This window comes from Achromobacter deleyi (genome assembly GCF_013116765.2).
Taxonomy (GTDB): Bacteria; Pseudomonadota; Gammaproteobacteria; order Burkholderiales; family Burkholderiaceae_B; genus Achromobacter; species Achromobacter deleyi_A.
Window position 1 is genome coordinate 427,436 of record NZ_CP074375.1, and the last position, 13,609, is coordinate 441,044.

The following is a 13,609-nucleotide window of genomic DNA, read 5'->3' on the forward strand; positions in this document are numbered from 1 at the left end:
GGGGGTTTATTGCTATATTGAAACGGCCGAAAATAAGGCCATCGACATGATTTCTGGAGGCATCGCCATGCGTTGGCCTACGCTTTTTGTTTCCCATGGTTCACCCATGCTGGCTGTTGAGCCCGGCCTGACCGGTCCGGCGCTGGCGGACTGGAGCGCCGCGCAGGGCCGCAAGCCACGCGGCATCCTGGTGGTGTCGCCGCACTGGATGGGCGAGGGCCTGGCGCTGTCCACCCGCGACCAGCAAGTGGCCTGGCACGACTTCGGGGGCTTTCCGCCCGAGCTCTATACCTTGCAGTACGCGGCGCCGGGCTCACCGGCGCTGGCCGCGCGCGTGCAGGCCTTGCTGGCCGAGTCGGGCATCTCCGCGGACCGCGATCCGCGGCGCCCCTTGGATCATGGCGCCTGGGTGCCGCTGCGCTATCTGTATCCCGACGTGGACGTGCCCGTCGTGCAGCTGTCGCTGGACATGGGGCGCGACGCGGCGGGCCAGATGGAGCTGGGCCGGGCGCTGGCGCCCTTGCGCGACGAAGACATCCTGATCATCGGGTCGGGTTCGCTCACGCACAACTTGCGCCATGTCCGCATGCCGCAGAACGCGCCCGCGGCGGCGTATGTGCCGGCTTTCCAGGAGTGGTATGCCCGTAACCTGGCCGAGCACAACGTGCCGGCCCTGCTGGACTGGCAGGCCCAGGCGCCGGGCGCCATGCAGGCCCATCCGCACGACGACCACCTGATGCCCCTGTATGTGGCGCTGGGGGCGGGCGGGCCGGCCGCGCGGCGGCTGACCGACGAAGTCTCGTACAGCGCGCTGGCGATGGACGCGTACCAGTTCGACTGACACCGCGCCCGGCGGCGTCGGGCGTGAAAAAGCCCCGGAACCTTGCGGTTCCGGGGCTGTTCTTACCGCCGTGTTCAGGCCGCCAGCAGCTGGCGCAGCACGAAGGGCAGGATGCCGCCGTGCTGGTAGTAGTCGACTTCGATCGGGGTGTCGATGCGCAGCAGCACCGTCACGTCCTGCTTCGAACCGTCCTTGCGGGTGATCGTCAGCGTCACGTCCTGCATCGGCTTGATGCCGTTTTCCAGGCCCGAGATGTCGTACGTCTCTTCGCCGGTGATGCCCAGCGACTGCACGCTGTCCGAGCCCTTGAATTGCAGGGGCAGCACGCCCATGCCCACCAGGTTGCTGCGGTGGATGCGTTCGAAGCTGCGGGTGATCACGGCCTTCACGCCCAGCAGCTGGGTGCCCTTGGCGGCCCAGTCGCGCGACGAGCCGGTGCCGTATTCTTCGCCGCCGAACACCACGGTGGACGTGCCCGCCGCGACGTACTTCATGGCCGCGTCATAGATGGACATCTGTTCGCCGGTGGGCTGGAACAGCGTTTCGCCGCCTTCGAAGCGGCTGCCGTCGGGCAGCGACGGGATCATGAGGTTCTTGATGCGCACGTTGGCGAAGGTGCCGCGCATCATGATTTCATGGTTGCCGCGGCGCGAGCCATAGCTGTTGAAGTCGGCCTTCATCACGCCGTTCTCCTTCAGCCACTTGCCCGCGGGCGAGGTTTCCTTGATGGAACCGGCCGGCGAGATGTGGTCGGTGGTGACCGAGTCGCCAAACACGCCCAGCGCGCGCGCGCCCTTGACGGCGGGCATCGCGGCCGGCGTCATGCCGAAGCCTTCGAAGAAGGGCGGTTCGGCGATGTAGGTCGAATCCGGCCAGTTGTAGGTGTCGCCGTTGACGCCCTTGATGTTCTCCCAGAGCTTGCCCGGGTTGCTCTTGACCTGGCCGTAGTTGGCCTCGAAGACCTTGGGGTCGAGCGCGTGCTTGAGCAGCGCGTTGACTTCTTCGGAGGTGGGCCAGATGTCGCCCAGCCAGACGTCGCCGTTCTTGCCTTGGCCCACGGGTTCGGTCATCAGGTCGCGCGTGACCGTGCCGGCCAGCGCGTAGGCCACGACCAGCGGGGGCGAGGCCAGGAAGTTGGCCTTGATGTTCGGGTGGATGCGGGCTTCGAAGTTGCGGTTGCCGGACAGCACGGCCGAGCACACCAGGTCATTGCCGGTGATGGCTTCGTTCAGGTCGGGGGTAAGGTCGCCCGCGTTGCCGATGCAGGTCGTGCAGCCATAGGCGGCCACGTCGAAGCCCAGCTTTTCCAGGTAGGGCAGGAGGCCCGTCTTGGTCAGGTAGTCGGTGACCACGCGCGACCCGGGGGCCAGCGAGGTCTTGATGTGCTTGGGCACCTTCAGGCCGGCTTCCACGGCCTTCTTGGCCAGCAGGCCGGCGGCCAGCAGCACGTTGGGGTTGGACGTGTTGGTGCAGGACGTGATGGCGGCAATCAGGATGTCGCCGTTCTTGATCTTGGTGCCGGCGCTGGTGGTGAACGTCTGCGCGAGCTTTTCGGCGGGCTGGTTGAAGCCGTTTTCGGCGATGGGCTTGGAGAACAGGTCGATGAAGGTGTTCTTCACATTGCCGATTTCGATGCGGTCCTGCGGACGCTTTGGGCCGGCCAGGGATGGCGCGACGGTGGACAGGTCCAGCGTCAGCAGCTTGGTGAAGTTGATGTCCTGCGCCGCCGGGATGCCGAACATCTTCTGCGCCTTGAAATAGGCTTCGAAGGCGGCGATTTCCTCTTCGGTGCGGCCGGTGCCGCGGAAATAGTCGATGGTGCGCTCGTCGACCGGGAAAAAGCCCATGGTGGCGCCGTACTCGGGCGCCATGTTGCCGATGGTGGCGCGTTCGGCCACGGTCAGGCTGGCGGTGCCTTCGCCACAGAATTCGACGAACTTGCCCACGACTTTTTCACGCCGCAGCATTTCGGTGATGGTCAGCACCAGGTCGGTGGCGGTGACGCCGCCGCGCAACTGGCCCTTGAGCTCCACGCCGACCACGTCGGGGGTCAGGAAGTACACGGGCTGGCCGAGCATGCCGGCCTCGGCTTCGATGCCGCCCACGCCCCAGCCGACCACGCCGATGCCGTTGATCATCGTGGTGTGGCTATCGGTGCCCACCAGCGAGTCGGGGTAATAGACATTGTTCTTCTTGTCCTGGTGCACCCCGCGCGCCAGGTATTCCAGGTTGACCTGATGGACGATGCCGAAGCCCGGGGGCACGACGCCGAAGGTGTCGAAGGCCTGCATGCCCCACTTCATGAACTGGTAGCGCTCCTGGTTGCGCTTGAACTCCAGCTTCATGTTCAGGTCCAGCGCGTCCTTGGTGCCGAAGTAGTCGATCATGACCGAGTGGTCCACCACCAGGTCGACCGGCACCAGGGGCTCGATGCTCTTGGGGCTCTTGCCCATCTTGTCGGCCACCGAGCGCATGGCGGCGATATCGGCCAGCAGCGGCACGCCGGTGAAGTCCTGCAGCACCACCCGGGCGACCACGAAGGGAATCTCATCTTCGCGCTTGGCGTTGGCCTGCCAGCTGGCGAGCTGCCTGACGTGCTCTTCCGTGACCTTCTTGCCGTCGCAATTGCGCAGCACGGATTCCAGGACGATGCGGATGGAGACGGGAAGCCGCTGCACATCGATGCCCAGGGCCTTGCCCAGCGCCGGCAGCGAGTAGTACTGACAGGACTTGTTGCCGATCTTGAAATTCTTGAGTGTGTCTAGGGTGTTGTGCGGCATGATGGACTCCGTGGTTTTGCCCAGCTGAAGGCGGCATTTTCAGGCGTTTTGGCGCGCTTGTCATTGTATGTGAGACAAGCTCGCGGGTAGTCTTGTGTCTTGTATCTTATATAAGACTTCAGGGGCGCGTCAAAGTTCCGGCCCTGTTTCGTGTCGGACAAATCAGGGTGCGGCCAAACCGCTACTTTGGCGGACGCGCGCAAAGCCCGCAAGACCCCTACGGTTTTACCAAGAAAGTCCTACCGTTGCGTGGCGCATGCCGGGAGGGGCGGTCCAGGCGGACGGGCGGGCCCTAGGCCAGGAAATCGCGCAGCAGCGGTTCCAGCTCGCTCTTCAGGAAGTCCACCAGCGCGCGCTGGGCGGTTGACGGATACGGGGTGGGCGATGTCAGGATGAATAACCTGTCGCCTGGCCCCTGCGCCCGGTAGGCGGGCAGCACCTCGCGCAGCCGCTCGGCCTGCAGGTCCGCCTGCACGATGTAGGCGGGCAGCAGCGCCACGCCCGCCCCGTCGCGGGCGGCCTGCGCCAGGAATGGGAAATACTCGGATTGCAGGCGGGGCGCAAGCTTGGCCTCGTAGGTCTGCCCCTTGCGCTGCAGCCGCAGGGTCACCTGCGGCCTGGGACCGGGCGGGCACAGGAAATCCAGCCGGCCCAGATCGCGGGGATGGGCCGGCGCGCCCGTGCGCTCCAGATAGGCGGGGGATGCGCACAAGCGCCACTTCACCTCGCCCAGTTCGCGCGCCACATAGTCTTGGGGCGGGGTCGAGATGACCCGCAGCGCCACGTCGATCTCGGAAGAAATCAAATCGCTGACGCGGTTGGAGAACAGCACGCGCAGGCTCAGGCTGGGATGCCGCAAGGCGAACTGGACCAGCAGCGGACGCAGCCGGTCCAGTTCGCCCAGTCCCGTGGGCAGGCTCAGCCGCACGTGTCCGGTGGGCTCCGAGCCCAGTTTCTGCAGGGCGTGGCGGGCGGACTCCACTTCGCGCGCCATGCGCGCGCCGTGCTCGTACAGCACGGTTCCCTGCTGCGTGAGTTCCAGGCGGCGCGTGGTGCGCCGGATCAGTTGCGCGCCGAAGGCGCGTTCCAGCTTCTGCAGGTTCCGGCTGACATGCGACCGCGTGACCCCCTGGCGCAGCGCGGCTTCGCTCAGGGTGCCAGCTTCCACAATGGTCACGAACAGCTGGATCAGGTTCAGGTCCAGCGCGGGCAGGGTGGACATGGGCGTTATCTATTGTTGCCTCTGAGGAAACAGAGTTTACCCAGATTGAAGGATTGTCGCGGCATCGGCGCGTTGATATTCTGGACCCAAAACCAGGAGACACACCATGCCAGACAGCATGTTCCGCGCAGACCTGTTCCAGGGGCAGCGCATTCTGATTACCGGCGGAGGCACCGGGTTGGGCTATGCGATGGCCGAACAGTTGGCTTCCTTGGGCGCGGCCGTGCATCTGTGTGGCCGCCGGCTGTCCGTGGTCGAAGAGGCCGCTGCCGCCCTGCGCGCCAGATACGGAGGCCAGGCGCACGCGCATGCGGTCGACATCCGGGACGCCGATGCGGTGGACGCGATGATCGAAGGCATCTGGACCGAACATGGCGGACTGGACGGTCTGATCAACAATGCCGCGGGCAACTTCATCAGCCCCACCGAGAAGCTCTCGGCGCGCGGCTTCAATGCGATCGCCGACACCGTGTTCCGGGGCACTTTCTACACCACCCAGGCGGTGGGCAAGCGCTGGATCGCCTCGGGCCGGCCCGGCGCCGTGGTGTCCATCGTGGTGACCTGGATCTGGACGGGCACGCCTTTCGTGGTGCCATCCGCCATGTCCAAGGCCGGCATCGATGCCATGACCAAGTCCCTGGCGATCGAGTGGGGGCGCCACGGCATCCGCTTCAACGCCATCGCGCCGGGCGTGATACCCACCGAGGGCGCCACGGCGCGCCTGCGGCCGAACGGCGACGGCATGGACGCGCTGGTCAAGCAGAATCCCATGCAGCGCCTGGGCACCGGCCGCGATATCGGCGAACTGGCGGCGTTCCTGCTGGGGCCGGGCAACGACTGGATCAATGGCCAGACGATTGCGCTGGACGGCGGCGACTACCTGGCCAACGGCGCCTACTTCAAGCAGTACTTCGATTGGACGGATGACGACTGGGCCGCGGCGCGCGCGGCGATCGAGGCGCGCACCGCGCAAGACAAGGCGCAGCGCGCTGGGAACCCGGCATGAGCGGGCTGGTCATCGCGGGAGAGTGCCAGCTGGACCGCGCCGGGCTGGCCGCCCGGGGCGAACAGGTGGCGGCGGGCCTGGCGGCCATGGGTGTGCGCGAAGGCGACGTGATCGCGGTGCTGCTGCGCAACGGCATGCCCTATCTTGAAATCATCCAGGCCTGCAAGCGGCTGGGCTGCTATTACTGCCCGATCAACTGGCACTACACCGCGGAAGAGGTGGCGTTCCTGGTGACCGACAGTGGCGCGAAGCTGCTGATCGCCGAAGACGACCTGTGGCGCCAGGTGTGGACGGCGCTGCCGGCCGGCCTGCCGGCGCTGCGGGTGATGGGCGCGGGCGAAACGGCCTTCGAGGCCAACGATTACGACGACTGGCGCGATGCGCAGCCGCGCTATGACGGCCCGCTGGTGGCGCCGCGCGGGCACATGGCCTATACCTCGGGCACGACCGGCCGTCCCAAGGGCGTGGTGCGCCAGCCCTTTCCGGTGGAACGCCTGGCCGAGCACCTGGCGGCGGTGGAGTCCGTGGTGGAGCAGGCCTATGGACTGCGCCCGGGCTGCCGCGCGCTGCTGCCCGCCCCGATCTATCACAGCGCGCCCAGCGTTTTCGCGCAGGTGGCGCTGCGGGTGTGCGACACGCTGGTGCTGACGGCGCGCTTCGATCCGCTGGAAGTGCTGCGGCTGATCGAACAGCACCGTATCGACACCGTCTACCTGGTGCCCATCATGTATGTGCGCCTGCTCAAGCTGGACGCACGCACCCGGGCGTCGTTCGACCTGTCCTCCTTGCGTTTCGTGGCGTCCACCGGCGCCCCGTGCGCGCCTGAGCTCAAGCGCGCCATGATCGACTGGCTGGGGCCGGTGGTGCATGAAACCTACGCCTCCAGCGAAGCGGGCATGGTGACGGCGATCGATTCGCGCGAAGCCCTGGCGCGGCCGGGCAGCGCGGGACGGCCCATCGGGCCGGCGCAGGTCCGCATCTATGCCGACGACGGCTCCGTCTGCCCGCCGGGCCAGGTCGGACGCATCTATGTGCGCCAGCCCGCGTATGCCGATTTCACCTACCGCAACCATCCCGAGGCCCGCAAGGCAGTGGAGCGCGACGGCCTGATCGGCCTGGGCGACCTGGGGTATCTGGACGAGGACGGCTACCTCTTCGTGTGCGACCGGGAGTCGGACATGGTGATCTCCGGCGGCGTGAACATCTATCCCGCTGAAATCGAGCACCACCTGATGCAATACCCCGGCGTTGCCGATTGCGCCGTCTTCGGCGTGCCCGACGCGGAGTTCGGCGAGCGTTTGCTGGGCCTGATCCAGCCCGCGCCGGATGCCGGGCTGGACCCGGCGCAGGCGATGCAATGGTTGTCCGCCAGGATCGCCCGCTACAAGGTCCCGCGCGAGCTGTTGCTGCGCGAGGCCTTGCCGCGCGATGACAACGGCAAGATCGCCAAGCGGCGGCTGCGCGCGGAATTCTGGGAGGGCCACAAGCGCAAGGTATAGCGCCCCAGGCCGCATTTTTCAAAAGACGAGCAGCATCCACTACAAGAGTCGCTCAAGACTCGGGAGACAAGCATGTTGAAAATGAATCGCTGGTTCGGCCGCGCGGCGGCCGCGATGCTGGTGTGCGCCGCGGGCGCTCCACAAGCCCTGGCGGCGTTTCCGGAACGGCCGGTCAAGCTGGTGGTGCCCTACACGCCGGGCGGCGCCGCGGACCAGCTGTCCAGGGTGCTGGCCGAGCGCCTGTCGCGTGAGCTTGCGCAACCTGTCGTGGTGGAGAACAAGCCGGGCGCCAACACCATGATCGCCGCCACCCAGGTGGCCCGCGCCCAGCCCGACGGCTATACGCTGTTCCTGGCCAGCAACGCCAGCATGGTGCTCAACCCCATGCTTTACCAGAAGATCTCGTACGACGCCGCGCGCGATTTCCGCGTGCTGTCGGTGGTGGCCGAATTGCCGCTGGTGGTCGTGGCGAACAACGAAGTGCCCGCCGCCACGCTGGCGCAGTTCGTGGCCTATGCGAAAACCCGGCCCGGCAAGCTGAACTATGCCTCAGTCGGCATCGGGAACCCCTTGCAGCTGGCCACCGAACTCTTGAAGTCGCGTACGGGCATCGACGTCGCGCATATCCCCTTCAATGGCAGCGCGCCCGCGCTGAGCTCGCTGATGGCCAATGACACGCAGCTCATGGTCGATGTCATTTCCACGTCCTTGCCGCTGGTGAAGGAAAACAAGATCAAGGCCCTGGCCGTGACGACCTCCGATCGCCTGCCCGTGCTGCCCGATGTGCCCACCGTGGCCGAAAGCGGCTTTCCGGGATTTCGCGCCGCGACCTGGTTCGGTATCGCCGTGCCGCAGGCCACGCCGGACGCCGAGGCGCGCACGCTGCAGGACGCAGTGGCAAAAGTCCTGGCCCAGCCCGACTTCCGCGAGCGTTTCCAGACGCTTGGACTGGTGATCCAGGCGCCTCGCGACCAGGCGCAGACCGACAGCTACGTGGCGGAGGACCGCGAGCGCTGGGGAGCGGTGATCCGCGCGAACCACATCAAGCTGGATTAGGGCCTGCGCGAGCCGCGTTTTCGCGTGAGCAGTCGCTGGACGATGGCGGCGACGCCGCGGCAGCGCACGCCGGTCCAGGCTTGCAATGTTCAGGCCAGCAGCGCCGGCAACTCCGCCGCCGCGTACTCCAGGAAGCGCCGCAAGGCCAGGGGTTCGCCGCGGCGGGCCGGCATGACCGCGTAGATGCGCGCGGGCGCGGCCTGCCAGGCGGGCAAGAGCTGCACCAGCTCGCCTTTGTCCAGGAGGGCGCCGCACAGATAGCGCGGCACCAGCGCCACCCCCAGGCCCGCGCGTGCCATCGAGCGCAAGGTCGCCATGTTGCTGCTCAGGCAGCGGGGCCGGTATTCCAGCGATTCCGTTTCGCCCGCCGGTCCGGCGAAGCGCCAGGTCTGAAGTCCATCCAGGGTGGCGTGGGCCAGCAGGGGCAGGGCGGCCAGGTCGCGGGGATGCCGGGGCGCGGCGCGGGCCATGGCTGCGTCGCACACCAGAATCAGCGGCACCGGCGCCAGTTCGCGCGCGATCAGCCTGGAATCCGTCAGCGACGACGCCTGGGCGCGGAACGCCAGGTCGTAGCCTTCGCCGACCAGGTCGATGATCTGATCGCGCGTATCCAGCAGCACACGCACGCCGGGATTGGCCAGGCAGAAGCGCGCTACCAGGTCGCCCAGCAGGGTGACCGCCAGCGGAGACGGCGCGGTGATGCGCAGCAGGCCGCCCGGGACGTCGCCCATGGACGCCGCCAGATCGAACACCGAGCGCGCTTCGCGGGCCATCGCCTGCGCGTGCGCGTAGATCTGCTCGCCCATCGGTGTAAGCGATACGCGGCGCGTATTGCGCTGGAGCAGCCGCAGCCCGAGGCGGGCTTCCAGCTCCGCCACTCGCCGGCTGAGCTTGGAACGTTGCATATTCAACACACGCGCGGCGGCGGAAAACCCGCCTTTTTCGACGACCTCGCTGAAAAGCAGCAGATCGTCCAGGTGGTGAATGTGGGCATGCATGGGGTGTTTAAGGGGGAAGTAAGCGGAGAAGCGTGCATTGTCCTGCTGTTCAGGACAATTATTCCTGAAATTGCCCTCTACTGTCCGATTGGCAGAACTCATAAGCTGAGCGCCACCCGCGAATCCGCAACAACTCAGGCAGCCTTTTTTTGACCCTCCACCTTAGCGCCGTCGTCACCAGCTCAACCAAGTCCGTGGGTAGCGCGTGCATTGTCCGGCAGTTCCGCCATACCGATTTTTCCCAGGGCATGTCGCCGCTTGTGCTGGTGGACCATTTCGTCATGACCGGCCCGACATTCGAGCCGCATCCGCACGCCGGCATCAGCGCCGCGACCCTGTTGCTGGAAGACAGCACGGGCACGATGCAGAGCCTGGACAGCACCGAGAGCAACGACGAGATCCGCGCGGGCGACCTGCTCTGGACGCTGGCCGGCAGGGGCATCGTGCATGCGCAGCGGCCGGCAGGGGAGGCCAGGCTGCACGGCTTGCAGGTTTTTATCGACCTTCCCGAACGGCTCAAATCCCAGCCGGCGTCGACGTCATTGCTGCGGGCATGGGAAATGCCCGTCATCCAGACCGATGCGGGCCGGGTCCGGGTGGTTTCGGGCAGCTACGGCGGCTGGGATTCGCCGTTGCAGACGCCCGAACCGCTGCTGCTGCTGGATGGCTGGCTGCGGCCGGGCGCCACCACGCTGGTTCCCGTGCCGCCGGGATGGACCGCCTGGGTCTATGCCGTGCAGGGCGACCTGGGCGTGCGCGCCAGGCATTGCTGCAAGGGGGCGGTCCCGCTGCCCAAGATGTCGGGCGGGGATCCGGACTTCGCGGTGCTCACCGAGGGGGCGGCGGTGGCCGTCCGTGCCGCCCCGGACGGCGAGGAAGGCGTGCTGGTGCTGATGGCGGGCAGGGCGCCCGCGCATTTCGTGCTGATTGCCGCTCCCGCCATAGATGCGCCGGTGATCCCTCGCGGCGCTTCGGCGGCGGCCGATCAGCAGGCGCTGACCCAGGCGCTGGCGGCCTACGAAGCGGGCGATTTCGACGCGTCCCCGCAGCACCTGACTGCTGCCTGAACCTGGAAGCGGGGGATCTGTTGCTGCGCCACAACGCAATGGGTCTTTCTGTTTGAGGGACGCAATGAGAACGATTCTCCTTTGGTAACATCTGCTCCGTAAGACCTCAAGACCCCAGCGCGAATGGGCTCCGCAGGCCCCGTCCCGGGCGCCGCGGTCGTTCAAAACGGGATTTTGCGGCCCTGCCTACCGCAACGCGGAGTGTTTCCGCCCCTACCAGCGTCCCGATATGAAAATCCGAACTCTTGCATGCATGGCCGCGGCGCTGCCGTGCCTTGGCGCCGTTCACGCCCAAACCGCGCCCCAGGCCCAACCCGCCGGATCCAACGGCTCCGTGACGTCGATGGACGCCATCAGGGTAGAGGCCAGCGCCGACGCGTCGGCCGGCGGCCTCGCCGCTCCCTTCGCGGGCGGACAGGTGGCGCGCGGCGGCCGCGTCGGACTGCTGGGCACGCAGGACAACATGAGCACGCCGTTCAGCATCACCAGCTATACGAACGAGCTGATCCAGGACAGGCAGGCGCGCAGCGTGGGCGACGTGCTGCAGAATGACCCCGGGGTGCGCGTGGCGCGCGGCTTCGGCAATTTCCAGGAGTCGTATTTCATCCGCGGCTTCATCCTGAGCTCGGACGACGTGGCCTATAACGGCCTGTACAGCCTGCTGCCCCGCCAATACATCGCGACCGAACTGTTCGAACGCGTGGAAGTGCTGCGCGGCGCGTCGGCCTTCCTGACCGGCGCGACGCCCGGCGGCGGCGGCATCGGCGGCGTGATCAACCTGGTGCCCAAGCGCGCGCCGAATGAACCGCTGACCCGCGTCACCACCGGCGTGTCCAGCGGCGGCCAGTTCCTGCTGTCCACCGACATCGCGCGCCGCTTCGGTCCCGACGACAGCACCGGCATCCGGCTGAACGCCGCGCAGCGCAGCGGCGACACCGGTATCGACGATGAGCATTCCCGCACCAGCCTGGTGTCCCTGGGCCTGGACTGGCGCTCCGCCGATACGCGTTTGTCCGCCGACATCGGCTGGCAGGAAAACAAGCTCAAGCGCGCGCGTCCCAATGTGACCTTGGGCGCCGGCGTCACCACCGTGCCCGACGCGCCGGACGCCAGCTCCAACTATGCCCAGCCGTGGTCCTATTCGAACGAGCGCGACTGGTTCGGCACGGTGCGCGCCGAGCATGATTTCAGCGATAAGCTGACGGCCTATGCGGCCTTCGGCATGCGCCGCAGCGACGAAGCCAATTCGCTGGGCAACGTCACGCTGACCAACGGCAGCACGGGCGATGGCAACTTCTACCGTTTCGACAACACCCGCGAGGACAGCGTGAACACGGGTGAACTGGGCTTGCGCGCCAAGGCGCGCACCGGTTCGGTGGGCCATGAGTTCGTCGTGTCGGCGTCTTTCTTCGACCTGAAGAAGAAGAACGCCTACGTGATGGACTTCCGGAACACGTTCGCCACCAACATCTACAACCCGATTTCGTATGACAAGCCGGCATTCAGCGCTGGCGCGCTGCGCGGCAACGACCTGGACAACCCGGCGCTGCAGGGGCGCACGCGCCTGAGCAGCTATGCCATCGGCGACACCATGTCCTTCCTGGACGACAAGGTGCTGTTCACGGCCGGCATCCGCCACCAGCGCCTGTCCCAACGGGACTATGCATACAACACGGGCAAGGAGAGCGGCGCTTACGACACCAGCCACAACTCGCCCGCCGCCGGTCTGGTCGTCAAGGTCGCACCCAGCGTTTCCCTGTACGCGAACTACATCGAAGCCCTGGTTGCCGGCCCGACCGCGCCCGCGACGGCCGGCGGCAAGCCGGTGCCCAACGTCGGCCAGAGCCTGCCGGCCTTTGTCTCCAAGCAAAAGGAAGTCGGCGTGAAGTACGAAGGGGAAGGACTGGGCGGTGGCCTGGCCCTGTTCTCCACGGACAAGCCGCGCGCCATGTACAACTCCAGCAACGAACTGACCACCTCCGGCGAGGACCGCCATCAAGGCGTCGAGCTCACGGTGTTCGGCGAACCCGTCAAGAGCGTGCGTCTCCTGGGCGGCCTGACCTGGCTGGATGCCCAGCAGCGCCGCACCGGCACGGCCTCGCTGGATGGCAACCGCGTGATCGGCGTGCCGCGCTTCCAGGCCAACATGGGCGTGGAATGGGACATCCCGGGCGTCGAAGGCCTGGCCGTGGACGGCCGCGTGGTTTACACGGGCTCGTCCTACGCGAATGACGCCAACACGCTCAAGGTTCCCGGCTGGACTCGTTTCGATGCCGGCCTGCGCTACATGATGGACGTGGACGGCCATGTCCTGACCCTGCGCGCCCGCGTCGACAACATCGCCAACCGCAATTACTGGTCGTCGGTGGGCGGCTATCCCGGCAACGGCTACCTGGTGCTGGGCGGACCGCGCACGTTCTCGCTGACGGCCAGCATGGACTTCTGACGGCGGCCGGCTTCGGCCGGTGTGCAGGAAAAATCCCGGCCTTGCGCCGGGATTTTTCATTTCTGTGTTTTCAACCCGGAAGAGGGACCCTCACCACAACCATCCCCCCCGCGTCAGGCTGGACTCGCAGCTCTTGTACTGCGCCGTGAATTTCTCTGCGCGCGCCTGCACCTTTTGCGATACGGTCTTGAGCCAGGCCTTGCGGTCGTAGCTGCGGTTGCGGTAGCCGGTCCAGCCTTCGTGATAGTTCAGGTATTGCCCGTAGGCGTCCCATTTTGAAATGCCGTTGATCCGCTGCGTCTTGCTCATGTACCAGCCCATGAAGTCCAGCGCGTCGGCAAAGTTGTCGCGGCTGGAGCCCCAGCCGCCGGCGTCATTCTTGTAGTCGGCCCAGGTTTCGTCCTTGGCCTGGGCATAGCCGTAAGCGGAACTGACGCGGCCCCAGGGAATGATGCCCAGGAAGTAGTAGCGGGGCGGCACCGCGTCCTGCTTGAACGAGGATTCCTGGTACATCATGGCCATGGGGACCGGCACCGGGGCGCCCCATTTCTTCTGCACTTTCAGCGCGGCGTCGTGCCAATCCGGCTTCTCGCGAAAGATGGCGCAAATGTTCTCGGGGTTCGAGGGCGGCGCGGTGGCGCAGCCGGCAAGCGCCAGCAAAAGCGGCGGCAGCAAGAGCCGGGTCATTGGCAGG

Annotated in this window: 10 protein-coding genes; 6 read left to right on the top strand and 4 right to left on the bottom strand. The window is 66.6% G+C overall.

Features of this window, described 5'->3' with window-relative positions; translation table 11 throughout:
* Positions 1-67 precede the first annotated feature (67 nt).
* Entirely contained in the window at positions 68-841 is a 774-nt protein-coding gene (locus HLG70_RS01950) for a DODA-type extradiol aromatic ring-opening family dioxygenase (RefSeq protein ID WP_171665505.1), read from the top strand.
* A 74-nt stretch (positions 842-915) separates the two neighbouring features.
* Here the strand turns inward: HLG70_RS01950 and acnA are convergent, their stop codons facing one another.
* Positions 916-3,621, bottom strand: coding sequence for an aconitate hydratase AcnA (acnA, locus tag HLG70_RS01955; protein WP_171665503.1), 2,706 nt, complete (start codon positions 3,619-3,621; stop codon positions 916-918).
* 292 nt (positions 3,622-3,913) lie between these two features.
* Positions 3,914-4,843, bottom strand: coding sequence for a LysR family transcriptional regulator (locus HLG70_RS01960; protein ID WP_171665501.1), 930 nt, complete (start codon positions 4,841-4,843; stop codon positions 3,914-3,916).
* Positions 4,844-4,961: 118 nt separating this feature from the next.
* On the opposite strand from HLG70_RS01960, the gene HLG70_RS01965 reads away from it, so the two are divergent.
* The 3 genes from HLG70_RS01965 (at position 4,962) to HLG70_RS01975 (ending at position 8,404) form a co-directional block, all read left to right on the top strand.
* Positions 4,962-5,849, top strand: coding sequence for an SDR family oxidoreductase (locus HLG70_RS01965; protein ID WP_171665730.1), 888 nt, complete (start codon positions 4,962-4,964; stop codon positions 5,847-5,849).
* The gene (locus HLG70_RS01970) at positions 5,846-7,348 is read left to right on the top strand and encodes an AMP-binding protein (RefSeq protein WP_171665499.1); all 1,503 of its coding nucleotides are present in this window, start codon (positions 5,846-5,848) and stop codon (positions 7,346-7,348) included. The genes HLG70_RS01965 and HLG70_RS01970 overlap by 4 nt, the downstream gene beginning before the upstream one ends.
* A gap of 72 nt (positions 7,349-7,420) precedes the next feature.
* Positions 7,421-8,404: a Bug family tripartite tricarboxylate transporter substrate binding protein gene (locus tag HLG70_RS01975; protein WP_171665497.1), complete on the top strand. Its 984-nt coding sequence runs from the start codon at positions 7,421-7,423 to the stop codon at positions 8,402-8,404.
* Positions 8,405-8,493: 89 nt separating this feature from the next.
* Here HLG70_RS01975 and HLG70_RS01980 read toward each other — a convergent pair whose 3' ends face one another.
* Positions 8,494-9,402, bottom strand: coding sequence for a LysR substrate-binding domain-containing protein (locus HLG70_RS01980; protein WP_171665495.1), 909 nt, complete (start codon positions 9,400-9,402; stop codon positions 8,494-8,496).
* A 149-nt stretch (positions 9,403-9,551) separates the two neighbouring features.
* On the opposite strand from HLG70_RS01980, the gene HLG70_RS01985 reads away from it, so the two are divergent.
* Positions 9,552-10,469, top strand: a complete 918-nt coding sequence (locus HLG70_RS01985; RefSeq protein ID WP_171665493.1) for a pirin family protein — start codon at positions 9,552-9,554, stop codon at positions 10,467-10,469.
* 229 nt (positions 10,470-10,698) lie between these two features.
* Positions 10,699-12,915, top strand: a complete 2,217-nt coding sequence (locus HLG70_RS01990; RefSeq protein ID WP_171665491.1) for a TonB-dependent receptor — start codon at positions 10,699-10,701, stop codon at positions 12,913-12,915.
* Between the two features lie 90 nt (positions 12,916-13,005).
* Here the strand turns inward: HLG70_RS01990 and HLG70_RS01995 are convergent, their stop codons facing one another.
* A complete protein-coding gene (locus tag HLG70_RS01995; protein ID WP_171665489.1) occupies positions 13,006-13,602 on the bottom strand; it encodes a hypothetical protein in 597 nt (198 codons plus the stop codon).
* Positions 13,603-13,609 lie beyond the last annotated feature (7 nt).